Below are 25,107 nucleotides of genomic sequence, written 5' to 3'. Positions count from 1 at the left end.
ACTGCGCGACCCTACGCCTGACCAGCAGCATTCCGGCCATGAATGCCCCAACTCCCCCACCTCCGAGGGACATCGAATGGCGCCTGCCCCGCCACCCCCGCAGCGTCGGCCGCGCCCGAGCGCTCCTCCGTGAACAGGCGCGTTCCTGGAAGGTCCCGGAAGAGCAAGCAGCGCTGGCCGTACTACTGCTGAGCGAGCTGATGACGAACGCGTGCAAACACGCCCGCGTATCCCCAGGCCGGGAGGTCCGCGCACGCTGCGTAGTGCGTGACGAGAAGCTGCGGGTGGAGGTGTCGGACGCGAGCGATGTGATGCCCCGGCCCCGTCAGGCGGCGCCCGAGGACGAGTCGGGGCGCGGACTGGCGCTCATCGCCGCGCTGGCGGACGGATGGGACGCCGAGCGGCGCCCCTGCGGCGTCGGGAAGACGGTGTGGTTCGAACTCAAGCTGGCGGGGGCGTGAACGCGGTCGCGAGACCGTTCTCCAGCATCGCGAAGGCACGCTCGGCGTCACGGACCGCGTCCGGGTAACGCGCGTCGGCGCTCTGGCCGGAGTCCACGTACGCGAAGTTGTCCAGGGACAGCGTCCACTGGACGGCCATGAGCTGGGCGGCGGCCACGCGGGCCACGAGGTCCGGCACGTCCGTGGTGTCGCGCAGGGCCTCCGCGAGGGCTCGTTCACTGCCCACCTTGAAGCGCTGCATGCGGTCGCCCAGGGTCGGGGTCTCGAAGATCAGCCCGGTGAGCGCGCGGACCGCGGGATGGTCACAGAGGCCGGTGATGGGGTCGCGGCGGCGCAGCCCGTCGAGGAAGTACGCGCGAAGGGCGGCCGGCGGGGTGGTGTGCGGCGGACGTTCACGCACCACCCGGGCGGGCTCGGTCTCGTGGTCGGCCATGCGGTGCACCACGAGGTCTTCCTTGGCCGGGAAGTACGCGAAGAGCGTGCGTTTGGAGACCTCGGCGGTCTCGGCGATCTGGGCCACGGAGACTTCGGCGAAGCCGTGCTCCAGGAAGAGGGCGATCGCCGCTTCGGAGATCGCCGTACGGGTCCGCTGCTTCTTGCGCTCGCGCAGTCCGGGCTGGTCGGTCACGGCGTCCACGATATCAGCCGCATTGCACTTGGTAGATTTCTGCACCTGGTATACATTCCTACCGAGTGAAGCGAACGGGGCGCTGTGATGACGGAGGCTGTGATGACGGAGATCGAGACGGATGTCGTGATCGTGGGCGCGGGGCCGACGGGGCTGACGCTGGCGTACGAACTGGCGCTGGCCGGGGTCCGGGCCGTGGTGCTGGAGCGGCTGGAGGAGCGGCTGAAGCAGGTGAAGGGCGGGACCATCCAGCCGCGTACCGCCGAGATGCTGGAGCTGCGCGGGCTGCTGGAGCCGATGCTGAAGCGGGCCACGCCCCGGGACGACACGGCGACCGGACACTTCGCGATGCTGCCGGTGACGCTGGACTGCACCCCCTGGGACACCGCCCACCCGTACCCGATCGGGCTGCCGCAGTGGGAGATGGAAGAAGTGCTGGAGGAGCGGGCGACCGCGCTGGGCGCGGAGGTGCGGCGCGGGGTCGCGGTCACGGCGGTCGAGCAGGACGCCGACGGGGTGACGCTGACGACGTCGGACGGCGGCCGCGCCCGGGCGCGGTACGCGGTGGCGTGCGACGGCGGGCGCAGTACGGTGCGCAAGCTGCTGGAGATGGGCTTCCCGGGCCGCCCGGGGACGTACACGGCCGTACTGGCCGACGTCCGGCTGTCGTCGGTCTCGTCGCTGGTGCCGCGCACGGCGGGGCACATCAGCACGCTGACCCGGCAGACCGAGGACTACTGGTCGATGCTGGTCCCGCTGGGCGCGGGCAAGTACCGCTTCACCTTCGGGAATCTGAAGGCGCCGGAGACCGACCGGGACACCCCGGTGACCGCGGAGGAGATCGGCGCGGCGCTGCGGGCGGTGTACGGGGAGGAGACGGTGCTCGGCGGGGTGGACAACTCCTCGCGGTTCACGGACGCGACCCGGCAGATCGAGAACTACCGCGTGGGGCGGGTGCTGTTCGCGGGGGACGCGGCGCACATCCATCCGCCGCTGGGCGGGCAGGGGCTGAACCTCGGCATCCAGGACGCGTTCAACCTGGGCTGGAAACTGGCCGCGACCCTGCGCGGCGACGCCCCGGACGGGCTGCTGGACAGCTACCACGCCGAGCGCCACCCGGTGGCGGCCCGGGTACTGCACCACACCTCGGCACAGCGGGTGCTGGCCAGCCCTTTCCCCACCCCGGACGTGGCCGCACTGCGCGACATCATGACCGATCTGCTGCGACTGCCGGACACCAACCGCCAGATGGCGGGGCTGATGTCGGGGCTGGACCTGTGCTACGACCTTCCGGGCACGCATCAGCTCACCGGCGCGCGGCTGCCGGACGCCGAACTCTCGGTCGCGGGCAAGCAGACGCGGCTGTCGGACCTGTTCGAGGCGGGGCACGCGGTGCTGCTGGACCTCGCCGGGGTGGTCCCGGCGGAGGCCCGGCTGCCGGAGCGGGTCGATCTGGTCCGGGCGCGGCACAACGGCATGGGGCCGGACGCGGGCGCGCTGCTCATCCGCCCGGACGGCTACGTCTGCTGGGCCGCCGACGACGCCGAGACCTGCCGTACGGGCCTGCCGGCCGCCATCGCCGAGCACCTCGGCGCATAAGGCGAGCACGCGGTGCATGACATCGGATACGCTGCGGCGAATTTTCGAACGATCGTGCACTCAGGTGGGGATATACCGAAATGCGGAATGTGCGGCGGGTGGCGGCGGGGACGGTCGGCGCGATGGCCTTGATGGGGGCGCTGACCGGCTGCCTGTTCACGACGGAGGGGGACGCCGAGGCCAGGGCCCCGGAGCCTCCCAAGCTGGGCGGCAAGGGCACCGCGTGCGAACTGCCGGTGCGGTTCAGCGTGGAGAAGTCCTGGAAGGCCAAGGCGGTGGACTCCGCCGTCCAGGAGCAGATCGGACCGCTGGCCCGGCAGGGCCCGGTGACCATCGTCTGCGAGCTCGACGCCAAGCCCGCGGGACACATCGGCTTCATCCGCGTCCTGACCGGCACCAAGGGCGCCGCCGCCCCCGGCGGCGGATCCCGGGCCCTGATGCGCGCGTTCGTGGCCGACGAGAACTTCGCGAGCCACGTCAGGCTCCGCGAGGTCAAGGCCGGTGATCTGCCCGCCACCGAGGCGAGCTACGACGTCGCCGACCTGTCCGCCGGAGAGGTCCGGCCGGTCCGCGCCCTGGCGGTGATGACCGGGCGCGGCGGCGTGGTCATCGAACTCGGCGGCCTCGACGCCGAGGAGCACAAGGCGATGCTGCCCGCCTTCCGCCTGGCGAAGAAGTCCCTGGAGAAGAACGGCGGGAAGAACGGCGGGAAGAACGGCTGACGGGCCCGCGGCCCGCCCCTCAGACCAGCCGGCGGGCCGTCGCCCAGCGGGTCAGCTCATGGCGGTTGGAGAGCTGGAGCTTGCGGAGGACCGCGGAGACATGGCTCTCGACCGTCTTCACCGAGATGAACAGCTGCTTGGCGATCTCCTTGTAGGCGTAGCCGCGGGCGATCAGGCGGAGGACCTCGCGCTCGCGCTGGGTGAGGCGGTCGAGGTCCTCGTCGATGGGCGGGGCGTCGGTGGAGGCGAAGGCGTCGAGGACGAAACCGGCGAGGCGGGGGGAGAAGACCGCGTCGCCGTCGGAGACCCGGAAGACCGCGTCGACCAGGTCGGTGCCGGTGATGGTCTTGGTGACATAGCCGCGCGCGCCGCCGCGGATGACGCCGATGACGTCCTCGGCGGCGTCCGAGACGGACAGGGCGAGGAAGCGCACCGGGCGGTCCGCGGCGGCCATCAGGGCGGCGCTGCGGCGCAGCACCTCCACGCCTCCGCCGCCGGGGAGGTGAACGTCGAGCAGGACCACCTCGGGGCGGGTCGCGCCGATCACGGTGACGGCCTGGTCGACGTCGGCGGCCTCGCCGACCACCTCGACGCCGGTGCGTTCGGTCTCGCCGATCTCGGCCTGGACGCCGGTGCGGAACATCCGGTGGTCGTCGACGAGCACCACACGGACGCGGCGGGCCGACGCGCTGTCGTCGGCGCCCGCGCTCGCGCCCGACGCGCCGGTCGCGCCGCTGTGGTGGGTGCCGCCCGTCGCCTCGGTCATGTCGTCGCCCTCTCCATCTCCAGCTCCACTTCCGTGCCCCCGTCGGGCGCGGACCTCAACCTGGCCGTGCCGCCGTTCCGCTGCATCCGGCCGATGATCGACTCACGGACGCCCATCCGGTCCTCCGGCACCGCGTCCACGTCGAAGCCGGGGCCGCGGTCGCGCACGGAGATGAACACCGTGGCCCCCTCGACCTCGGCGTAGACCTGGACGGCCCCGCCCTCGCCACCGTACTTGGCGGCGTTGACCATCGCCTCGCGGGCGGCCTGGATCTGCGCGGCCAGCCGCTCGTCCAGCGCGCAGTCGCCGACGACCACGACCTCGATCGGGACGCCGTGGTAGTCCTCGACCTCGGCCGCCGTCTTCTTCACCGCCTCGGCCAGGGTGTCCGGCTCCTCGTCCTCGTCCTTGCCGGTGCCCTCGGGCTTGTAGAGCCAGGCGCGCAACTCGCGCTCCTGGGCGCGGGCCAGCCGGGCCACCTCGCGGGAGTCCTCCGCGTTGCGCTGGATCAGGGTGAGGGTGTGCAGCACCGAGTCGTGCACATGGGCGGCCACTTCGGCCCGCTCCTGGGCGCGGATGCGCATCAGCCGCTCCTCGGAGAGGTCCTGCGTCATCCGGACCACATACGGGCCCGCGAGCAGCGCGATGCCGACGATCACGGCCAGGGCGGCCTGGAGCACCGCCCCTATGTGCTTCGCCGACCCCTGGAGCACCACGATGCCGGTCACCCCGGCGCCGACCAGCAGGACCCCCGCCGCGCCCCGGGCCAGCGGCAGGACCCGCTTGCTGCGGCTCAGCTCGGCCCACTGGGCCCGGCGGGCGTTGTCCGCCTGCCGCCAGAAGAGGGCGACACCGGCGCCGATCAGCAGCAGCGGCCAGATGTAGGTGTTGGCCCGGCCCAGGTGGAAGCCCTGGACGAAGATCCCCATCCCGACGAGGAGGGCGAGCAGCGCGAGGACCTGGCCCTTGTCGGGCCTGCGCGCCAGGACCCGGCGGCGGCCGTCGGGGCCGTGGGTGATCAGCGGGCGGGTGGTGGTCGTCTCCACGCCGCCGACGCCGAGCGGGACGATGAACCAGAAGAGGGCGTAGACGAGGGCGCCGAAGCCCTCGGCCATGAACAGCGCGACGAAGACGATCCGCACCCAGGAGACCGGCAGCCCCATGTGCCCGGCGAGCCCGCGCGCGACACCGCCGAGCAGACGCCCCTCCGCGCTGCGGTACAGCTTGCGCGGCGGCGGCTCGGCAGGGGTGGTCGGGGGCGCGGGGGCGGTCATGCCCCGATCGTCACACGGCCGGGGCGGGAGCGGTATCAGGGTCGCCCCTGATCATTCCCCGAGGCGGCACGCGGTCCGCGTCACTTGGCGACGAAGCCCTCGCGGACCGCGTCGAAGATCGGGCGGTACTTCGCCCACTCCGCTTCCGGTGCGCTCAGATAGATCGCGTACTGCTTGCCGCCCTCTTCGCCGAAGCCGAGGTCGATCGCGCGGAAGGAACGTGCCTGGCCCTGGAACCTGAACTCCCACACCGCCGCCTTCTGACCGCGGAACTTCGTCGACTGGAGCCGCATCCGGTCGTACACCGGGTACGTCTCCTGGAATTTGGGCTCGAGCTCCTTGAAGTGCTCGACCTGGTCCTTGGGGGCGAAGTCCAGAACGTCGATCGTCAGCCTGACCAGCCGCTGGGGGTCCAGATAGCGAACCTCCTGGGTGCGGTCGACGGTGCCCTCCGGGTCGGTCTCGCCCTGGCGGGTCCAGCCGTCGGGCACCGGGAAGGAGACACCCAGCTTGTCCTCCGTCACCACGTGGTAGCCCTCGGGGGTGGCGGGCGGGGTGTAGGCGGGGGTGGGCTTGCTGGACTGGCCGGGCCGCGCGGGGGCGGTGGTGGCCTGGTCGGGGCCGTCGGCGTTCGACACGCTGTGGTCCAGACCGAAGACGTAGACACCGGCCGCGGTCGCCACGACGGCCAGGGCGGCTCCCGCCGCGATCCACGGCGACTTGCGGCTCTTCTTCGGCGCGGGTGTGGACCCGGAGTCGCCGGAAACGGGCTCCGGGGTCCCGTACGGCGCTCCCGCGGCGGGTGGGTATCCGGCGACGGCGGATGTCGGAGGGGTGGCGGGCGCCGGGGGCGTCGTGGGCGCGGCCGGCGCATGGGTGGTGGACCCCGACGGCGTCTCACCCGGCACCGGGCCGAACCTCGGCAGCGGCAGCGCCGTCGTGTCCGCCTCCGAGGCCGGGACCCGCAGCGCCCGCTCGGTGTCCTCGGCCGACGGCCGCTGCTCGGGGTCCTTCGCGAGCAGCGCCTCGATCAGCGCGGTCAGGGGCCCGGCCTGGGTCGGGGGGTCCAGCGGGTCGACGGCGATGGCGTAACCGGTCTCGATGGCGGTGGCCTTGCGGAACGGGGCCCGCCCCTCGACCGCCTGATAGAGCGTCGCCCCCAGCGCCCACAGGTCCGACGCCGGACCGGGGGTGCGGCCGCGCACCCGCTCGGGGGCGATGTAGTCGATGGACCCCACGACCTCACCGGTCTTGGTGAGGGTGGAGGTGCCGGTGGCCATGGCGATGCCGAAGTCGGTGAGCACGACCCGGCCTTCGGGGCCGAGGAGTACGTTGCCGGGTTTGACGTCGCGGTGCAGGACGCCCGCGGCGTGCGCGGCACGCAGCGCGGCGATCATGCCGCGGCCGATCCGGGCGGCGTCGACCGGGGAGATGGTCCCGCCGTCCTTGAGCAGATCGGCGAGGGTGGTGGAGGGCACGTACTCCATCACGATGCACGGCAATCCCTCGTGGTCCACGACGTCATGGACCACCACCACGTTGGGGTGGGTGATGCGGGCCGCGCTGCGCGCCTCGCGCCGGGTGCGCTCGTGCAGCGTCGTCAGTTCGTCGTCGCTCAGGTGCATCGAGACGTGCAGCTGCTTGACCGCGACCTGGCGGCCCAGCAGTTCGTCCTCGGACCGCCACACCGTGCCCATGCCGCCGCGGCCGACCTTCTCGACCAGCCGGTAGCGACCGGCTATGAGCCGCCCTTCCTCCGACACGCGTTCCCCTCCCGCTTACCCGGCCCGGCAGCCGCTACCGCGTCCCGCATAGGTTCGATGGGCCACGATAGCCGCCGCGACCTCCGGGACGATGTCAGGGAAGCCCCAGGGTTGTGCCGGATGTCGTCGGGGGTGCTGTCTTGTCACCATGGCCGTATGACCGATGCACCCACCGTGGCGGACGAGGCCGATGGCATGTCCGGTTCCCGCGATCCGCACACGCGGCCGCCGCTGAGGCGCAGTCGTGACCACAAAGTGATCTCGGGGGTATGCGGCGGGCTCGGCCGGTACTGCGATCTGGACCCGGTGATCTTCCGCGTGGTGCTGTCGGTGCTCGGCGTCGCGGGCGGGCTCGGTCTGATCGTGTACGGGTTCTGCTGGCTGCTGGTCCCACTCCACGGCGAGGAGGAGAACGAGGGGCGCAAACTGCTCTCGGGCCGGGTCGAGGGGCCGGGGCTGACGGCGGTGCTGGTCGCCCTGGTGGGCTGCGGGCTGTTCCTGTCGATGCTCAACGAGGGCAGCGTGATGTATTTCGCGGTCATGCTGTCCATCGCCGCGTCGGGCGCGGCCTACTGGTCGCACCACCGGCGCCAGGCGGAGAGTGTGGGCGCGGTCGACCCGGCCACGGCGCAGGCCGTCGCGGACGCGCCCCCCGAGACCCAGGCGCCGCCCACCCGGGGCGGCCCGGCGCCCTCCTGGTGGCGGGACCCGATCATCAAGGACGGCACCACCGGACCGGTGGGCGCGGCCTCGGGCTATCTGTGGGGGCCGGACGACGGTCCGGACGACGCCCGTGCGTACGACCGGCGCGGGGAGGCGATGGCCGACCGGGCGCGCCGGGTGCGCGAGCGGGTCTCGATCGGCGGCTGGACCTTCGTGGTCGCGGTCCTCGCCGGGGTGCTGGGCGCGCGGCTGATGTGGTCGGACCATCCGCTCGGCACCAGCCTGGAGGTCGGATTCGCCTGTGCGCTGGGAGTCTTCGGGCTCGCGATGGTGATCAGCTCGCGGTACGGCAGGACCGGGCCCGGCACCGTGATGCTCGCGGTGATCACCTGCGGCCTGCTGGCGGGGGCGGCGGCGATCCCCAAGTCCGTCACCCCGCACTGGTCGCACAGGACCTGGGCGCCCACCTCGGCCGCCGCCGTGCGGGACAGCTATGAGATGGGCGGCGGCGTCGGTGAGCTGAAGCTGCACCGGCTGCCGCTGGAGAAGGGCACGACGGTGACCACGAGGGCGGAGGTGGGCGCGGGCAAGCTGGCGGTCACGGTGCCGCGGGACGCCCGTGTGGAGCTCAGCACGCACGTCGGCCTCGGGGACATCCGGCTGCCGGGCGACGGCAAGAAGGACATCGACATCGAGCCGAACCGGGGCCGGAAGGTGACGCTGGAACCGGCAGGAGGCGGCACGCCCCACGGCACGCTGAAGCTGACGCTGGAGATCGGCCTGGGGAACGTGGAGGTGACGCGGTCGTGAGGAAGCATCCGTTCGAGCCGGGCAAGCTGGTGGCCGGGCTGGTGATGCTCGGAGTGGGGCTCGCCTACACCCTGGACGCGGCCGGGAAGTGGGATGTGCGGCCGCTGGTGCTGCTGCCGTTGGCGGGGTTCGGGCTCTGCCTGGCCGGGGTGGCGTCGGCCATGACGCACGGGATGCGCAGGCGGGGGCGGCGGACCGCCGAGGGGGAGGCGCCCTGACCGGACCCCGACCGGACCGGGGACCGGCCCGGGGCCGGGTGTCCCGGGCCCCCGCCCCTACACGAAGAGCTGCGAGCCCTGCCGGCGGCGGCGTCTGGCGAGGGCGACGTCCAGCGACAGATAGGGCGCCCCGGCCAGTACCAGCGGCAGCCATGCCATCAGATACATCAGGTCACTTGCGTATCGCTATTGTATGGTCGTGGTCCATGAAGCCTGTGCGGGTACTGATCGCCCTCAGGATCAGCAACGAGACCGATGCATCTACGTCGTTGGAGCGGCAGCTCCAGGACTGCACGACCTACGTGAACGAGAGGCAGCACCTCGGCTGGCAGGTGGTAGGCGTGGCCAGAGACGCTCACATCTCCGCCACCAAGTCACACCCCTTCGAGAGACCGGAACTCGGAGAGTGGCTGAACAACCGAGCCCCAGAGTTCGACCTGTTGCTGTTCTGGAAGATGGACCGGTTCGTCCGCAAGGTCGTCGACATGCAGGACATGATCAAGTGGGCGACCGCACATGGTGGCAAGGCCTTGGTTTCGGTCAAGGAACCTGTGCTCGACATGATCGGCCCTTTCCGGCACGTCATCATCGACCTGTTCGCGGCTATCGCCGAAACCGAAGCGCAGAACATCTCCATGCGCGTCAAGTCGTTCCAGAGCTACGCCAAATCGAAGAACGTCTGGGCCAAGGGAAACCCGCCCTACGGCTACGAGTCGTTCCGGGACACCGACGGCGCGATGAGGCTTCGGGTCCGGGAGAATCAAAAGCAAGTCATTCGGGAGATGTACAAGCGAGTAGTCGAGCACGGAGAACCTTACTCGACCATCTGTGATGACTTCAATGCCAGAGGGATTCCCTCCCCTGCGGGCGAGAGAATGTCGGAGCGGCGAAAGAAGAACGGCACACCCATGCCTGTGTGGCGGAGTCGCACCATCACCAACATTCTGAGGGCGGAAACCATCCTTGGCTGGAAGTGCGAGGAGGTGAAGGTTCCCAAAAAGAAGTACGGGGTATCGCAGGCCATCCTCACATCTGAAGGGAAGATTCGGATGGCAGACCCCATTCTTACGGACGAAGAATGGGCGAAGCTCCAGCAGGAGATGAACGGGCGCCCCGGTGCCGCCCGCCGCTCCACAAAGAACACGACTGCCTATCGCGGAGTTGTCCTCTGCGGTGGCTGCGGGAGGAACCTGTACCTCTTCAACCCGGAAAGGCAGCAAGGCAAGCCGGTGTACCGGTGCAACAAGTCAGCAAATCGGGAATCCTGCGGCAAGGGGTACGCCTTCCGGGCCGAGAAGGTGGAGGAGCTTGTCGAGACGATGGTCCTCGGAACCATCGGGGACTTCCCTATGCATGAGCGCCACTACGTCAAAGGGTCCAACAACTCTCAGAGGCTCCGGGAGATCGAAGAGTATGTAACGGAACTCCAGAGATCCATCCGCCCTGGCGGCAAGAACTCATCGGGATTCGCGAAGAAGGCCACAGAAGAAGAGATTGCAGCCCTCTACGAGGAACACGATTCCCTGGCGGCCGAGGGAGACAAGCCGGACAGGTACGAGTACCGGGATACCGGGGAGACCTTCCGGCACATGTGGGAGAGGAACAAGGGAAATGAAGCCGAGAGGACACGCCACCTGCTGAAGGCAGGGATCACCATCCGGCTACACCCGCTCATCAAGGGAGTCTCCAACACCACCGACTTCGGTGGAGAGGTGGACCTAGGAAACAGAAGTGAACCATTCACTATTCACTGACTCTGCGGGCATCCCACTCGAAGGGGATGCCCACTAGCACCAGTGGTTTCTAGAGACTCTTTTCGTGGGGGGTATACACAACCCCCCACATTAAATATGTACGTGTCCTTTACTGAAGTCCGCGACAGAGTTCACAAGAGTGAGAGCGAGGTCACACGGTGACCGACAGAGACCCGAGAGCCTCCTCAGGGAGCCTCTCAAGATCCTTTATTCCGCAACCGGAATAGTACAGAGTCGGCATGGACGAGGGACAACGGCCTGCGTAGCGTCGATCAGCGAAGGTTCCAACGAGGGCCGTAGACAAGGGGACACCATGGCACGTGAGGAACTGATCCGTCTCACCGGCAAGTTCGACGGGCCCAACTGCGATGACGACGACTGCCCGAACCTCTACCGCACGGCCAGCGGCTCCATCGTGGTCCAGGGAGACGTCTCCACGGCCTTCCAACCGCCGAAGGGTGAGGCCCTGGTGGAGATCCCCGAAGCAGTGCTCAGGGAGGCCGTACGTGCTCTTGGATGGTGATGAATGGCGCAGGACGTTCGACGCCTTCCAGCGCGAAGCCTGGCGGTTCGAGGCTCAGCCCACGTACACCATGCCCAAGGAGACCGAGAATGTTGCTCGGTTCCTTCGGGGTGAGCCCAAGCCCGCCGAGCACAACTCACGCTGGCATGAGCGCGTTCACGGCTACTTGGCCTCGGGCCGGAGCATAGGGCGAGTGCGGGTCGTACGGCAGCCATTGACGGACTATCAGCGATACCAGTTCGCTTGGGGTATCCCCGGCAACATCCAAGCTGGGGAGGAGATCCGCGTCCTGGATGTCACGCACGATGACTACGGTCTGCCGCTCTCGGGAACCGACTGGTGGTTGTTCGACGAGACGCAAGTGGTACACCTCAACTTCCGGCCAGACGGGACACAGATCAACCGTGAACTGTTCGCAGGGGAAATCTCCCCCTATCTGGAATGGAAGCGCATAGCCCTGTCTCACTCCGTACCGTTCTCCGAGTACGTGAAAGAATTCGAGTGACAGGTGACGTTCGAGCCCGAGCAGCTGGGGCAGTCAAGGACTGATCTGGCAGAAACGCTCCGCGAGTTGCGCAAACGGGCCGGTCTCACAGGTGATCGGCTCGCACGGCGCTGCAACATGTCCCAGAGTCAGATCAGCAAGTTCGAGACCGGTAAGAAGACGCCCAAGCTGGTAGACGTCGAGCGCATTCTTCGCGCCTTGGACGCTCCCCCTGAGCTGGTCACGGAGATTACCGCCCTCGCTCGAATCGCCAACACCGAGTGGCAGGACAAGCGCTCCTCCTGGCGCAGGGGGATGGAGAAGCGCCAGGCCGAGTTGGCCTCACTGGAGTCCGAAGCAACAGAGCTGCGATACTTTCTGCCAGCGATGATCACCGGACTGTTGGCGACACCGGAATACATCCGTGCCAGCCTGAGCCACACACCGGGAGACCCTTCCAAGACCGTTGCCAAGAAGCTGGAGCGTCAAGCCATCCTCTACGACACGGCGAAGACGTTCACGTTCCTCCTCACGGAACAGGCAGTCAGGTGGGCGATCGTCCCACACTCCGCCCTGGCCGTTCAGATTGACCGCCTCACGTCGATCTCCCACCTTCCCAATATCCGTATGGGAGTCATCCCACTGGGCGCGGTGATACCACGAGGGCCGATGAACACCTTCACGGTCTATGACGACAGATTGGCCACGGTCGAGAACTTCACCGGCCGCATGGTCTTTCGTGATCCCCGTGACGTCTCTGAGCACATCGCCATCTTCACCTCGTTTGAGCGTTCCGCTCTATTCGGACGTGGAGCAAGGGAGTTGCTTGAACAGTGTGCAGAGCGCTATCGATGATCTTTAGTCAGGAACAGGAATATTGATCGGCGCCGCTCGTCAACCGGTGGACCATGAATGGGTCACGAAACCGGGGAGGACTGATGGCGAGTGCACAGCGACCTCAGAGCTACGGGCTCACCGAACTGCCGCCAGAACCAAGAGCGGTATCAGGATGCAGCACCTGTCTCGGCATCTGCGTACGGCGGAGGAATTCCCGGTCGAGAGGCGACTACAGCGCCGTCTCCGATGCGAACGTCGAGTTGCGCCAGCACCACACTGAGGCGCACAACTCATGAGCGTCGACAGGGCAGTTGGACTCTTCGACGACCGCCCTTTGATGACCCTGCGCGTCTCTCGTGACTCGGGGAAGACATGGGAGCAGGAACAAGTCGTATCCACGACGGACGACCTTCAGCCCCTTGTCACGCTCGCCTGGCCTCCCTGCCAGTGCACGAGGTGCGCGGAGCGCGGCAAGCCCTGAAACCCGTACAGCGTCATAGGAACCTGCCCCTGCGGTCCATGCGGCGAACGACACCCTCCATTACCCCCGTTCCCCGTCTCAAGGCTCACCGAAGAGCGTCTCAGAAACCTTGGTTTACGAGACGGCGGACAGAGGACCGCACAGGACCCGTCCAAGGCGTTCAAAACTCGTCTCAGAACCCTCATCGAGCCCTTGATATTTTGAGACGAGTTATGAGACGTTGACGTCGTGACGACACCCACCACCCACCTCATCGGCTACGCCCGAGTCTCAACTGACGACCAGGAGGCACAGCTCCAGCGGGACGCCCTCACCGAAGCGGGATGTTCTCGGATCTTCGAGGACAAGGCATCCGGCAAGAACACCGACCGCCCCGAACTGAGCGCAGCACTCGACTACCTCAGAGAGGGAGATGTGCTAGCCGTCTGGAAGCTGGACAGGCTCGGAAGGTCCCTCATCGACCTTGTGGGCATCGTGGACGGCCTGAGGGAGCGCGGGATCGGCTTCAAGGTGCTCACGGGGGCCCTCAGCGCCGTAGACACCACCTCTGCGGACGGTCGGCTCTTCTTCCAAATCATCGCCGCCATGGCCGAGTTCGAACGTTCTCTGATCAAGGACAGGACCAAGGCCGGACTAGAGGCAGCCAAGGCGCAGGGGCGCACCGGAGGGCGCCCCACGGTCGTCACCGATGATCTACTGACCGTCGCCAGAGCAAGGAAGGGCAAGGGCGAGAGCATCAGCGCCATCGCCAAGGCTCTAGGAGTGTCCAGGGCGACGCTGTACAGGCATCTGTCGGACTACCAGGCGGACTCTGACGGTTGATGTCGTCGGCCCCTGATCAGGGCGTCCAGTGACCAGTACGGCGCACCGGCCAGCGCCAGGGGCACCCAGCAAAACATGTACGGGAGATCGTTGCCGTAGTAGTACGGCTCGGTCTGCCAGCTGACCGTCAGCCACAGGCTGAGCGAGATCATCGCCCCGCCGAACGCGGCCAGCCGGGACAGCAGCCCGACCAGGGTGCCCAGTCCGACGGCCAGTTCGCCGTAGGCGATGGCGTAGCCGAAGGCGGAGGGGTCCTTGAGGCTCTGGTCGATCAGCCAGGGGATGGCCGCGGTGTCGTGGACCTGGCGCATCAGGTCACCGATCGAACCGTTGCCACTGTCGGCCAGGAAGGTCGAGTCGGTGATCTTGTCGATTCCGGCGTAGACGAAGGTGACGCCGAGGAAGAGCCGCAGGGGCAGCAGCGCGTAGCGGGCAGCGGTGGCCCGTGCCCCTACCGGTTGCCCGCCCAGGCCGCCCATGTCGCCGACGCCGTTGACACTGCCCGCGCTGCCCGCGGGACCGCTTCCGACCGCACGATCCGCATGTCTCATGACGACCGCCTCTCCCGTTGACCACTCAACCATTCCATACGCGGCGGAAGGGCGACATGACTCAGACAGGAACGGGGTCGGCGTTCAGTCGAGGACGTCGATCAGATAGCGGTTGGTCTCGGCGCCCGCCGCCGTGACCACCTGCACCTCCACCCGGCCCGGCTCCACGTCCACCGGCACCGGCACGGTCAGCGCGGTGTCCGTCGGATTGCCGAAGCCACCGGCCACCGGCACCAGCGGCACATGGACGTGCACCGCGCCGATCCGGACCACCATCCGGGCCAGCCGGTCGGGGTCCTGGGCGCCCGGCGGCACGAAGCCGTTGCCACGGATCTCGATGTCGTCGCCGGTGCGGATCGGGGCGTCGCGGTCGAAGCCGCCCTCCTCGGGCCGCACCCGCACCACCGACAGCACGGTGGGCCGCCCGCCCTCCGCGTACTTCCCGGCCAGGTACATCAGGGTGGAGACGATCGCCAACAGGGCCAGTCCCCACGGCAGATCCGGCAGCCGCCACGGCTCGCGCGCCAGCCGGACGCCGGTGAAGGCGAGCGCGGCGGTGTGGACGACGACGTACTGCGCGTCCGCGAGGCTGCCGCGGCCCGCGTCGTCGGTGAGCAGATCGGCGGCGCGCGGCCGGACCGCGCGCACCTTCTGGAGCCGCTGCGCCCGCACCCGGGCGGCCACCACCAGCCGGGCCATCACGGCGGCGAGACAGCTCAGCCCGGTGACGGTGAGCAGCCCGGCGACGCGGCCGAGGGCGAGCCCGTCGGTCAGCCGGGGGCGGTCGCCGGGGTCGAGGGCGAGTTCGCCGCCGAGGACGAGCACCGCGAAGACGGCGAACGCGAGCCAGGCGGCGGCCACCGTACGGGAGGTGGAGAGCCGGTTGTCCTCGCCGACCAGCGGGGCGAGCGGACCCCCGGCGGCGTGGTGCAGCCGGGCGGCGAGGGTCAGCAGGGCGGCCGTGACGGTGGCGGCGGCGATCCCGGCGGTCCGCGCCACCGACCAGCCGGTGCCGAGCGCGGTGGCCAACTGCCCGATCAGCAGTGCCGTGACCGCGCCCCACACCACCAGCAGCGTCCGCCGCCACACCGCGTCGCGCCACGCCGTGCACTCGGCGCGGCCGCTGTCGACGACGGTGCGGGCGGCTTGGGCGAGTTCGTCCGAGACCCACTGCCGGGAGGCCCCGGCGGAGTGCGCCAGCGCCGCCGGAAGGCCCTCTCCGGCCGCGAAACGCTCCCGCATGGCCACGAACGCGGCCACCGCCCTGCGGTGGCCCTCACGGGCGCCCTGGGGGCATTCACAGCCGATGTGGCCGGGCCCGTGCGGGCGCCCCTCCACCGTCGTGGCGTTCTCCGCCGTCTCCACCGCCACGAGGGTCGCTCCGTCGTTCGCTCGTACTGTTTCGGCACCGCCGTTCGGATTCCGGACCGGGTCGGGCGGCGCCAACTGACATGTGACAAGAGGGAATTGTGCCGCACCCCGGGGGGCGTCAGTTCAACAGGTCCGGCTCGGCGCGGGTGATCTGGAGATACAGAGGTTGATAGTTGATCCACGCCACAAGATCGTTTCCCAGCTGCTCGCGGAGCCGCGTGGCGTTCTCGTCGTCGATGGGGACCGGCTTGCCCGCGGCCTTCGCGGCGAGCTGCGCCCGGCACGCTCGCTCCATCGAGATGAACCACCACGCCGCCGCGTCGACCGAGTCACCCACGGTCAGCAGACCGCGATTGCGCAGGATGAGGCCCTTGTGGGCGCCGAGCGCGGCGGCGATCCGGCGCCCCTCGTCCTCGTCCACGACCACCCCGGTGGGGGCGTCGTAGAGGGCGTGGTCCTCGAAGAAGGCGCAGACCTCCTGGTTGATCGGCTCCAGCAGCTCACCGAGCGAGGACAGCGCCCGGCTGTGCACCGAGCGGCTGTGCGCGACGGCGACGGCGTCCGGCCGAGCCCGATGCACGTGAGAGTGAATGACGAACGCCGCCTGGTTGACGTGATAGCGGCCCTCGACCACCTGGCCCGCCTGATTGACCAGGATCAGATCGCCGGCGGTGAGGAGGCCGAACGGCATCCCGAAGGGGTTCACCCAGAAGCAGTCGGTCAACTCCGGGTCGCGGACGGTGATATGGCCCGACACCCCCTCCTCGTACCCGTACCGCCCGAAGAGCCGCAGCGCCGCGGCGAGCCGCTCCTTGCGATAGCGCCGCTCGTCGTCGGGGGAGGTGTGCTGCGGCGGCATGGTGATGTGCAGCTGGTCGGTGGGTATCGGCTCGGGCGTCGGCCGGGGCATCGGCATGGGGCTGTTCATGGGCGGCTCGCTCACTCCTCGCGCTCCTGGGGGTGCTCGCAGCGGAAGCTACCTCCGGGTATCGCGGGAGGCCAGAGCCGTGACCTACAGGTTGTCGATGTCGGCGAGGTCGATGTCGACGGTGAAGGGGACCGAGAGCTTGAGCCGGTCGTGATGGACACTGGTCGGGCGGTAAGTGCGCGTCTCGGGATCGAGGTGGAAGACATGGACCACCGGGCGTGCGTCCGTGTTGGTCCTCTCGACGCGCCAGAAGTGCGGGATCCCGGCGTTGGCGTACTTGTGCGGCTTGGTGTCGTGATCACGGGCCTCGGACTCGGGAGACACGACCTCGACGGCGAGCATCACATCACTCACCTGGTAATAGGTCTGCTCGCCGCTTCGCACGGCCTCGGCGCGCACGACCGAGATATCCGGTTCCGGACCGTTCCGCTTGTCGATGACCACAGTCATCTCCCGCCGGACCCTGAGCTCGGCGGGCACAGTCCTACGCAGCCCGCTGACCAGCAAGTCAATCACCACGCTGTGAAAATCCCGCTGCGGACTCACGAAAACCAGACTCCCGTCGATCAACTCGGTGTGCGGCGGGAGATCAGGCAGACTCATCAAGTCGTCCACGGTGTAGCCATCCAGCGGCGGCACAGGCCACGAGGTGGTGTGCAGCGGCTCAGCGGTCATGGTTCCTCCCATGGACGGGATTCTCGGCCGTACGATCAGCGTACCCAGCCCAAACGACGACGCCGCCGCCCAAACGAATGAGCGACAGCGTCGGCGTTGACGGTGGGGAAGGAGGGGTCACTCCCACTCGATGGTGCCGGGCGGCTTGCTGGTGATGTCCAGGACGACCCGGTTCACCTCGTCCACCTCGTTGGTGATCCGGGTGGAGATCCTCGACAGGACGTCGTACGGCAGCCGCGACCAGTCGGCCGTCATGGCGTCCTCGGAGGAGACCGGGCGCAGCACGATGGGGTGGCCGTAGGTGCGGCCGTCGCCCTGGACGCCGACCGAGCGGACATCGGCCAGCAGCACGACCGGGCACTGCCAGATGTCGCGGTCGAGACCGGCGGCGGTCAGCTCCTCACGGGCGATGGCGTCGGCCTCGCGCAGCAGGTCCAGGCGCTCCTTGGTGACCTCGCCGACGATGCGGATGCCGAGCCCGGGGCCCGGGAAGGGCTGGCGGTGGACGATCTCGTCTGGCAGGCCCAGCTCCTGGCCCACCATCCGGACCTCGTCCTTGAACAGCCGGCGCAGCGGCTCGACCAGCTCGAACTCGAGGTCCTCGGGGAGGCCGCCCACATTGTGGTGGGACTTGATGTTGGCGGCGCCGGTGCCGCCGCCGGACTCCACCACATCGGGGTAGAGGGTGCCCTGCACCAGGAACTCCACGGCCTCGCCCGCGGCGCCCGCCTCGGCCACCAGCTCGGCCTGGGCCTGCTCGAAGACCCGGATGAACTCCCGGCCGATGATCTTCCGCTTCTCCTCGGGGTCGGAGACCCCGGCGAGCGCGGACAGGAACCGCTCCTCGGCCTCGACAACCTTCAGCTGGACGCCGGTGGCCGCCACGAAGTCCTTCTCGACCTGCTCGGACTCACCCTTGCGCATCAGGCCGTGGTCGACGTACACGCAGGTCAGCTGGTCGCCGATGGCCTTCTGGACGAGGGCGGCGGCAACGGCGGAGTCCACCCCGCCGGACAGTCCGCAGATCGCGCGCTTGGTGCCGACCTGCTCGCGGATGGCCGCGACGGACTCCTCGACCACATTGGTGGTGGTCCAGGTCGGCTCCAGACCGGCGCCCCGGTAGAGGAAGTGCTCCAGCACCTGCTGACCGTGGGTGGAGTGCATCACCTCGGGGTGGTGCTGTACGCCGTAGAGCTTGCGCTCGTCGCACTCGAAGGCGGCGACCGGCACCACATCGGTGGAGGCGGTGACGGCGAAGCCCGCCGGGGCGGCCGAGCAGGCGTCGCCGTGCGACATCCACACGGACTGCTCCTCGGGGGTGCCCGCGAAGAGCGTGGAGCCGGGCTTGGTGACGGTCAGCGGCGTACGGCCGTACTCACGGGCGCCGGTGTTGTCGACCGTGCCGCCGAGCGCGACGGCCATCAGCTGGAAGCCGTAGCACATGCCGAAAACGGGGATCCCGGCTTCGAAGAGCGAGCGGTCGACGCTGGGCGCGCCCTCGGCGTAGACCGACGACGGCCCGCCGGACAGGATGATCGCCTTCGGCTTCTTGGCGAGCATCTCCTCCACCGGCATGGTGGACGGGACGATCTCGCTGTAGACCCGCGCTTCGCGGACCCGGCGGGCGATGAGCTGGGCGTACTGCGCGCCGAAGTCGACGACCAGGACGGTGTCGGGGGCGGCAGCAGGGGACGCTGATGGCACTTCGGCGGCCTTCCGGCGGTGGTGATCGGGGTGGTGATCGGGGTGGTACTCGGGCGCACCGGTCCGCACAGGGACTGTTTCCGGCGCGTTGGACTTTCGATTCTAACGGGCCCATAATCGACGCCATGTCCACGCGCATGACCTTCGTCTTTACCTATGGCACCGGCCCGTCCGGCTGCCATGGTCGTGCTGCTTGAACCACTGACAAGCGACTTCCCAGGCGCCCCGGGCCGGCCAAGGCCCGGGGCGCTGGTGTTTCCTCCTCCGGGCTCTCCCGCCGGTCTCCGGGTCCCGTCGTCACAGACACCCACGACACCCGAGACACCCGAGACACCCGAGAGACCAGGAGAAACGGATATGAGCACCACCGCGAGCAGCACGGCCGAGGCCACCGACGACGCCACCGAGGTCATCCGCACCGCACGCGAGCGGATCGACACCCTCGACGGACGGATCCTCGACCTCGTCCGGGAGCGGATGGACGTCTCGGCGGCCATCCAGCGGGCCCGGATCGAGTCGGGCGGGCGGCGGGTGCACCTCTCCCGCGAGATGCAGATCCTCGACCGCTACCGGGAGGAGCTCGGCGGGCACGGCACCACCCTCGCCATGACGCTGCTGGAGCTGTGCCGTGGCCGGATCTGACGTTCCGCGCCATCACCCGTACGGCGCGTGACCGGCCCGCGAGCGGGCTCGTTGAGCCCGGTGCCGCGCCAGCCAGGAGCGGCTCGGATAAATCCACGCGTGGCTCAGATCCGCCGAAGCGATGAGACGCGCCCCCTGCGGTGATTCAGGCGGTGCGCGTCGTGGGACCTCGCTCCGGCGAGGTGACCGGTCGGCAGGGGACAGCAGCCCGGTCACCACCTCAAGGACGGTCGGTCCCGGGGACGCCTGGGACCGACCGTATCCGGTCGAAACGGTTGCGCCCGGCGCTCGGCATCCACCACGATGCAGGAAGGCGAAAAACCCCGGGTCACCTCCCGCCCCTGGTACGACCACGCGGGCGTACGCCCCCCAAACCTCCCATTGACTCCGGCCCCGAAGCCGGCGGCGCAACCCCCCGGCGCCGCTACTCAGCACCGGCGCTGCCCTGACGCCGGTGCTGACCGCCTAGGGCCCCGAGGTGCCCGCCCGCTCGGGTGCCCCGGGGCCCTTCGCATGCGCCGCTCCGGCTGCCACGATCACCGCCAAGCGGCTTCTTGATCACTTCCTAATCGCTTCCTGGTCGCCTTCTGACCGCCCCGCCCGGATTCTGTGACCATTCTGTGAGCAAAAGTGAAGGCAACCTTTCAGCCATCGGGCTGGTCATGTACGTGCAAACGCACGGCCATTCCGCGCCCCACCGCGACGGCCTTCCACCTGCGCGCCGCCCACCAGCGGTGTGTACGGACCCAGAAGAGGTCTACATGAAGATTCGCCGCGTTCTGGCGACCGCCGCAGCCACGGCCGCCATCGCCCCTGCCGCGCTGCTCGCGGCACCGGCCGCCTTCGCGGAGGAGACTCCGACCGCGACGCCGTCCGCGACCGACACCGCGACCCCTCCGGTCACCCCGACGCCGACGCAGACCACGCCGACGCCGACCGACAGCCCGACCACCGGGACGCCGACGCCGACCGCGACCGAGAGCGAGACCGCCTCCCCCTCGGCCACGCCCTCCGGCACGGCCACCCCCACCGACAAGCCGACGTCGCCCACCGGCGAGCCGACCGAGCCCGGTGACTGCACGGACAACGGGGACTACAACGAGGACCCCGACCTCAGTACCACCCTCGTCGGCCTGCCCTCGAAGGTGGTGGCGGGCAGCGGGTTCCACCACTTCACCTTCAAGGTCAAGAACGACTCCGACCGCACCTACAAGCGGGTGGACTTCGGTGTCGTCGCGGGCACCGTGCACCTCGACGACCTCGAGAGCACCGGCACGTACCTCACCCTCCAGTACAAGGACCCGGACACCGGCGCGTGGAAGAACATCTCCACCGACCTGAACGACCCGGGCGCGGGCTACGTCGGCTACACCGATGTGCGTCCGCACGAGACCCTCACGGTCGGGCTCCGGCTGAGCGTGGCCAAGAGCGCCCCCGAGGGCTTCGGTTACGCGATCAGCATCGGTGTGTACGCGGACGACAAGGGCAACTGCGTCTACTCGACCGGTGAGTACTACGAGTTCGACGTGCTGAAGGCCGGTTCGGAGCCGGGCCAGGTGCCCCCGGCCGAGCCGAAGCCGCAGGGCGGCAAGAAGCCGCTGCCGCACAAGCCGGAGGGCAACACGGAGATCAACCCCAAGGGCAGCCTCGCCGAGACGGGTTCCTCCTCGGCGCTGCCGACGATCGCCCTGATCGGCGGTGTGGCCATGGCCGCGGGCGGCGGCGCCGTGTTCGTGGTCCGTCGTCGTCGCGCCGGCGGCGCCGCCGCGTAACGGTCACCCGGCCGACGCGCAGGATCAGGCAGCCGCAGCGAGGGGCCGCCCCCACCGTCAGGGGGCGGCCCCTTCGCCGTTTGCGGACGTCAGCTCCCGGGCGGGGCCGGGGGTACCACCGGCACCGGGAGCAGGGGCAGCTTCAGTGCCCCGAACGCGTCCGCCGGAACCGCCGGAGCGGTGGGCTCCACGGGCGACAGCCGCTGGTACGGCTCGCCCTGTGCGGGGCGCGGATCGGCCTCGCCCTTGTTGGGCCACAGCGACATGGCCCGTTCGGCCTGCGCCGTGATGGTCAGGGACGGGTTGACGCCGAGGTTCGCCGAGATCGCGGCGCCGTCGACGACATGGATGCCGGGGTGTCCGTACAGCCGGTGGTACGGGTCGATCACCCCGTGCTCGGCGTCCGCACCGATCGGGCAGCCGCCGAGGAAGTGCGCGGTCAGCGGGGTGCCCATCAGCTCCCCGACGTTGCTGCCCGCGAAGCCGTTGATCGACTCGGCGAGGTGGCGGGCCGCCTCCGCGCCCTCGGGGATGTGGTCGGGGTTGGGCTCGCCGTGGCCCTGCCGGGCGGTCAGCAGCCCCTTCCCGAGCCCCTTGGACTTGCGGTAGGTGGTCAGCGAGTTGTCGTGGGTCTGCATGACCAGGCCGATGATGGTCCGCTCCGACCAGCGCCGGTTGGACAGCGAACGCGCCGCCATCATGGGGTGCTTCAGATTGGTGCCGAGGAACTGGAGCCAGCGCGGCACCCGGCCGCCGTAGGGGATCTGGAGGATGGACATCAGGCCCATCGCGTTGGATCCCTTGCCGTAGCGGACCGGCTCGATGTGGGTGGTCTCGTTGGGGTGGATGGACGAGGTGATCGCCACCCCGCGGCTGAACTCGGCCTTCTTCTCCCCCGGGTTCTTCGCACGGAAGCGGCGGTCGGTGGTCTGGGCGCCCACCAGAGCCTCGGAGTTGGTGCGGGTGAGGAAGCCGAGCCGTTCGGACAGCCGCGGCAGCAGCCCCTTGTCCCGCATGGTGTGCAGCAGGGTCTGGGTGCCGTAGGTGCCCGCGGCGATCACCACGTACCGGGCCCGCAGCGCGGTGGGCCTGCCCTTGCGCCGGTTGTCGGTGGGCACGGTGGTGACGTGGTAGCCGCCGTGCGGATCGTCGCTCACGGCCACCACCGTCGTCATGGGGTGGACGACCGCACCGGCCTTCTCGGCGAGGTAGAGATAGTTCTCGTTGAGGGTGTTCTTGGCACCGTGGCGGCAGCCGGTCATGCACTCACCGCATTCGGTGCACGCGTTGCGGTCCGGGCCCGCGCCGCCGAAGTACGGATCGGCCACCGTCTCGCCCGGTGCGGCCTTCGCGGCGGCGGAGCCGTCGGCGTCCTGGCCGTCCCCGAAGAAGACACCGACCGGGGCCATGTGGAAGCTGTCGGCCACGCCCATCTTCTGCGCGGCGGCCTTCAGATGGACGTCGGACGGGGTCAGCGTCGGGTTGAGACGCACCCCGAGCATCCGCCGCGCCTGGTCGTAGTAGGGGCGCAGCTCGTCCTGCCAGTCGGTGATGTCCCCCCACTGCGGGTCCTTGAAGAACGGCGCGGGCGGTACGTACAGCGTGTTGGCGTAGTTGAGCGAACCGCCGCCGACCCCGGCGCCCGCGAGCACCATCACCTTGCCGAGGACGTGGATGCGCTGGATGCCGAACAGGCCGAGGGCCGGGGCCCACAGGTAGTTGCGGAGGTCCCAGGAGTTCTTGGGCAGGGTCTCGCGGGTGAAGCGGCGGCCCGCCTCCAGGACACCGACGCGGTATCCCTTCTCGGTCAGCCGGAGGGCCGACACCGAGCCGCCGAAGCCCGAGCCGATGACGAGGACGTCGTAGTCGTACGCGGCGTCCTCGGCGGCCTCGTCGGCACGGTCGGCGGTGTCGGTCACGGCCCGGCGGCCGGCGTGGTGGGCAGACGTGTCCCCTGACAACGGGTACCTCCGTGGATACGTGCTGGTCAGCGCAGGCGCAGGGCCTTCATCACGCGCAGGCTGCGGGTCATGAAGGCCGCGTACTTCTCGTCCGTCATCCCGAAGGACGGTCCCAGTGGCATCAGCCGCTGGTGAGCGACCGTCTGCGCCTCGGTGAACTTGAGGATGCCCTCCGAGCCGTGCCGGCGGCCGAGCCCGGAGTCGCCCATGCCGCCCATGGGGGCTTTGACGCTGCCGTAGGTGGCGGCGTACGCCTCGTTGACGTTGACCGTTCCGGCGCGCAGCCGGGCGGCGACGGCCCGGCCGCGCCTGCCGTCCTTGCTCCAGACGCTCGCGTTGAGCCCGTACGGGGTGTCGTTGGCACGCTCGACGGCGTCGTCCTCGTCGGTGAAGCGGTAGAGGGAGACGACCGGGCCGAAGGTCTCCTCGGTGCACACGGCCATCGGCGGCTCCACCCCGTCGAGGATCGTGGGCTCGTAGAAGTAGGGACCGATATCGGGCCGGGGACGGCCGCCCGCGACGACCGTGGCGCCCTTGGCGACCGCCTCTTCCACATGGCGGGTGACGGTTTCCAGCTGACGGCCGGAGACGAGCGAGCCCATCTCGGCGCCGTAGGAGAGGGCCGTGCCCAGCCGCATCGCCTTGGTGCGGGCGGCGAACCGCTCCAGGAAGGCGTCCGCGACCGACTCGTGGACGTACAGCCGCTCGATGGAGATGCACAGCTGCCCGGCGGAGGCGAAGCAGGCGCGCACCGCGCCCTCGGCCGCCTTCTCGATGTCGGCGTCCCGCAGCACCAGCATGGCGTTCTTGCCGCCGAGTTCGAGGGAGCAGCCCACCAGCCGGGCGGCGGCGGCCTGGGCCACCCCGCGGCCGGTGCGGGTGGAACCGGTGAACGAGACGTAGTCGGCGTGCTCGACGACGGCGGGGCCGACCACCGGTCCCTCGCCGAGCACGACCTGCCACACCCCGGCGGGCATTCCGGCCTCGAGCATCAGCTCGCGCGCCCACAGGGCGGTCAGCGAGGTCTCGGTGTCGGGCTTCATCACGACCGCGTTGCCGGAGACGAAGGCGGGTATCGCGTCGCCGACGGACAGCTCCAGCGGATAGTTCCAGGGCACGATCTGGCCCACGACCCCGCGCGGCTGGCGCAGTTCGGTGACCTTGGTCAGGGTCGGGACGACGCCGACACGGCCCTTGGGGCGCAGATAGCTGTGGGCCTTGCGGCCGTAGTGGCGGGCGGCGAGCACCACGCCCTGGATCTCCTCATGGGCGTGCAGCCGGGTCTTGCCGGTCTCCAGCTGGATGAGGTCCAGGATCTCCGACTGGCGGTGCAGCAGCAGGTCGTGGAAGCGGAGGAGGACGGCGGCGCGTCGGCGGACGGGCAGGGCGGCCCATGCCCGCTGGGCCTCACGGGCCTGCCGGAAGGCGGTGGCGACGTCTTCCGGAGTGGACTCGGGCAGCTCCGCCGCGAGGACTTCGCCGGTGAACGGCGTGTGGTTGACGGTACTGCCGCTGCCCACGACCCCCCGGGCGAGCCGGGCGACCAGCTCGGGGGTGACGACGTCGGCAGCGGTGCGGGTGCCCGGCGCGGCGACCGGATTGCCGTCGGCGGGGGCGGTGGTGGTGCCGCTCTGTGCGCGTGCGCTGTCCTGCGTCTCCGTCATGCGGCTGAGAGTAGGCGGCCGCGGCCGGTTTGGG

General features: G+C 69.5%; 23 protein-coding genes. 12 read left to right on the top strand and 11 right to left on the bottom strand.

The features are described from left to right. Window positions 1–38: 38 nt before the first annotated feature. On the top strand, window positions 39–461 hold the full coding sequence (locus HUT19_RS23805; RefSeq protein ID WP_176182404.1) for an ATP-binding protein: 423 nt from the start codon (window positions 39–41) through the stop codon (window positions 459–461). Here the strand turns inward: HUT19_RS23805 and HUT19_RS23800 are convergent. Continuing rightward, the gene (locus tag HUT19_RS23800; protein WP_254885743.1) at window positions 442–1,098 is read right to left on the bottom strand and encodes a TetR/AcrR family transcriptional regulator; all 657 of its coding nucleotides are present in this window, start codon (window positions 1,096–1,098) and stop codon (window positions 442–444) included. The genes HUT19_RS23805 and HUT19_RS23800 overlap by 20 nt on opposite strands. Before the next feature lie 93 nt (window positions 1,099–1,191). Here HUT19_RS23800 and HUT19_RS23795 point away from each other — a divergent pair, with 93 nt between their 5' ends. Beyond that, on the top strand, window positions 1,192–2,688 hold the full coding sequence (locus tag HUT19_RS23795) for an FAD-dependent monooxygenase (RefSeq protein WP_254885742.1): 1,497 nt from the start codon (window positions 1,192–1,194) through the stop codon (window positions 2,686–2,688). An 80-nt stretch (window positions 2,689–2,768) separates the two neighbouring features. Further along, window positions 2,769–3,410 carry a lipoprotein gene (locus tag HUT19_RS23790; protein ID WP_176182401.1) on the top strand — a complete coding sequence of 214 codons (642 nt, stop codon included), beginning with the start codon at window positions 2,769–2,771 and terminating at the stop codon, window positions 3,408–3,410. 19 nt (window positions 3,411–3,429) lie between these two features. Here HUT19_RS23790 and HUT19_RS23785 read toward each other — a convergent pair whose 3' ends face one another. The 3 genes from HUT19_RS23785 to HUT19_RS23775 form a co-directional block, all read right to left on the bottom strand. Beyond that, on the bottom strand, window positions 3,430–4,176 hold the full coding sequence (locus HUT19_RS23785) for a response regulator transcription factor (protein ID WP_176182400.1): 747 nt from the start codon (window positions 4,174–4,176) through the stop codon (window positions 3,430–3,432). After that, a complete protein-coding gene (locus HUT19_RS23780) occupies window positions 4,173–5,450 on the bottom strand; it encodes an ATP-binding protein (protein ID WP_176182399.1) in 1,278 nt (425 codons plus the stop codon). Before HUT19_RS23780 ends, HUT19_RS23785 begins: the two co-directional genes overlap by 4 nt. Before the next feature lie 80 nt (window positions 5,451–5,530). After that, a complete protein-coding gene (locus tag HUT19_RS23775; RefSeq protein ID WP_176182398.1) occupies window positions 5,531–7,213 on the bottom strand; it encodes a serine/threonine-protein kinase in 1,683 nt (560 codons plus the stop codon). Between the two features lie 156 nt (window positions 7,214–7,369). Here HUT19_RS23775 and HUT19_RS23770 point away from each other — a divergent pair, with 156 nt between their 5' ends. The 7 genes from HUT19_RS23770 (at window position 7,370) to HUT19_RS23740 (ending at window position 13,805) form a co-directional block, all read left to right on the top strand. Beyond that, on the top strand, window positions 7,370–8,686 hold the full coding sequence (locus tag HUT19_RS23770; RefSeq protein WP_254885741.1) for a PspC domain-containing protein: 1,317 nt from the start codon (window positions 7,370–7,372) through the stop codon (window positions 8,684–8,686). Further along, on the top strand, window positions 8,683–8,904 hold the full coding sequence (locus HUT19_RS23765; protein ID WP_176182396.1) for a hypothetical protein: 222 nt from the start codon (window positions 8,683–8,685) through the stop codon (window positions 8,902–8,904). Before HUT19_RS23770 ends, HUT19_RS23765 begins: the two co-directional genes overlap by 4 nt. 206 nt (window positions 8,905–9,110) lie before the next feature. After that, window positions 9,111–10,658, top strand: a complete 1,548-nt coding sequence (locus tag HUT19_RS23760) for a recombinase family protein (protein WP_176182395.1) — start codon at window positions 9,111–9,113, stop codon at window positions 10,656–10,658. 313 nt (window positions 10,659–10,971) lie between these two features. Then, window positions 10,972–11,181, top strand: a complete 210-nt coding sequence (locus tag HUT19_RS23755) for a hypothetical protein (protein ID WP_176182394.1) — start codon at window positions 10,972–10,974, stop codon at window positions 11,179–11,181. Beyond that, on the top strand, window positions 11,165–11,686 hold the full coding sequence (locus HUT19_RS23750) for a DUF6879 family protein (RefSeq protein ID WP_176182393.1): 522 nt from the start codon (window positions 11,165–11,167) through the stop codon (window positions 11,684–11,686). The genes HUT19_RS23755 and HUT19_RS23750 overlap by 17 nt, the downstream gene beginning before the upstream one ends. Before the next feature lie 3 nt (window positions 11,687–11,689). After that, entirely contained in the window at window positions 11,690–12,520 is an 831-nt protein-coding gene (locus HUT19_RS23745) for a helix-turn-helix transcriptional regulator (RefSeq protein WP_176182392.1), read from the top strand. Window positions 12,521–13,211: 691 nt separating this feature from the next. Then, window positions 13,212–13,805, top strand: coding sequence for a recombinase family protein (locus HUT19_RS23740; protein ID WP_176182391.1), 594 nt, complete (start codon window positions 13,212–13,214; stop codon window positions 13,803–13,805). On the opposite strand, the gene HUT19_RS23735 is transcribed toward HUT19_RS23740, so the two are convergent. The 5 genes from HUT19_RS23735 to guaA all read right to left on the bottom strand — a co-directional run bounded on the left by HUT19_RS23735 (window position 13,781) and on the right by guaA (window position 19,034). After that, window positions 13,781–14,284, bottom strand: coding sequence for a DoxX family protein (locus HUT19_RS23735; RefSeq protein ID WP_254886211.1), 504 nt, complete (start codon window positions 14,282–14,284; stop codon window positions 13,781–13,783). The genes HUT19_RS23740 and HUT19_RS23735 overlap by 25 nt on opposite strands. A gap of 156 nt (window positions 14,285–14,440) precedes the next feature. Beyond that, entirely contained in the window at window positions 14,441–15,694 is a 1,254-nt protein-coding gene (locus HUT19_RS23730) for a hypothetical protein (protein ID WP_254886210.1), read from the bottom strand. 151 nt (window positions 15,695–15,845) lie between these two features. Beyond that, complete coding sequence (locus HUT19_RS23725) at window positions 15,846–16,637, bottom strand: class II aldolase/adducin family protein (protein WP_176187217.1); 792 nt, start codon at window positions 16,635–16,637, stop codon at window positions 15,846–15,848. Window positions 16,638–16,739: 102 nt separating this feature from the next. After that, window positions 16,740–17,330, bottom strand: a complete 591-nt coding sequence (locus tag HUT19_RS23720) for a Uma2 family endonuclease (protein ID WP_176182388.1) — start codon at window positions 17,328–17,330, stop codon at window positions 16,740–16,742. A 117-nt stretch (window positions 17,331–17,447) separates the two neighbouring features. Beyond that, on the bottom strand, window positions 17,448–19,034 hold the full coding sequence (gene guaA / locus HUT19_RS23715; RefSeq protein ID WP_176187215.1) for a glutamine-hydrolyzing GMP synthase: 1,587 nt from the start codon (window positions 19,032–19,034) through the stop codon (window positions 17,448–17,450). Between the two features lie 252 nt (window positions 19,035–19,286). Here guaA and HUT19_RS23710 point away from each other — a divergent pair, with 252 nt between their 5' ends. Both HUT19_RS23710 and HUT19_RS23705 read left to right on the top strand, forming a co-directional pair. Beyond that, a complete protein-coding gene (locus tag HUT19_RS23710; RefSeq protein WP_303332044.1) occupies window positions 19,287–19,676 on the top strand; it encodes a chorismate mutase in 390 nt (129 codons plus the stop codon). A 761-nt stretch (window positions 19,677–20,437) separates the two neighbouring features. After that, window positions 20,438–21,448: an LAETG motif-containing sortase-dependent surface protein gene (locus HUT19_RS23705; RefSeq protein WP_176182386.1), complete on the top strand. Its 1,011-nt coding sequence runs from the start codon at window positions 20,438–20,440 to the stop codon at window positions 21,446–21,448. A gap of 89 nt (window positions 21,449–21,537) precedes the next feature. Here the strand turns inward: HUT19_RS23705 and HUT19_RS23700 are convergent, their stop codons facing one another. Both HUT19_RS23700 and HUT19_RS23695 read right to left on the bottom strand, forming a co-directional pair. Next, window positions 21,538–23,367, bottom strand: a complete 1,830-nt coding sequence (locus HUT19_RS23700) for a GMC family oxidoreductase (protein ID WP_254885740.1) — start codon at window positions 23,365–23,367, stop codon at window positions 21,538–21,540. A gap of 68 nt (window positions 23,368–23,435) precedes the next feature. Beyond that, the gene (locus HUT19_RS23695; RefSeq protein ID WP_176182384.1) at window positions 23,436–25,073 is read right to left on the bottom strand and encodes a succinic semialdehyde dehydrogenase; all 1,638 of its coding nucleotides are present in this window, start codon (window positions 25,071–25,073) and stop codon (window positions 23,436–23,438) included. Window positions 25,074–25,107 lie beyond the last annotated feature (34 nt).

Origin of the sequence: Streptomyces sp. NA02950, assembly GCF_013364155.1 — a bacterium.
In the GTDB taxonomy this organism is placed as follows: Bacteria; Actinomycetota; Actinomycetes; order Streptomycetales; family Streptomycetaceae; genus Streptomyces.
The sequence above is the reverse complement of the archived record's forward strand: the minus strand, read 5'-3'. Positions and strand labels throughout refer to the sequence as shown.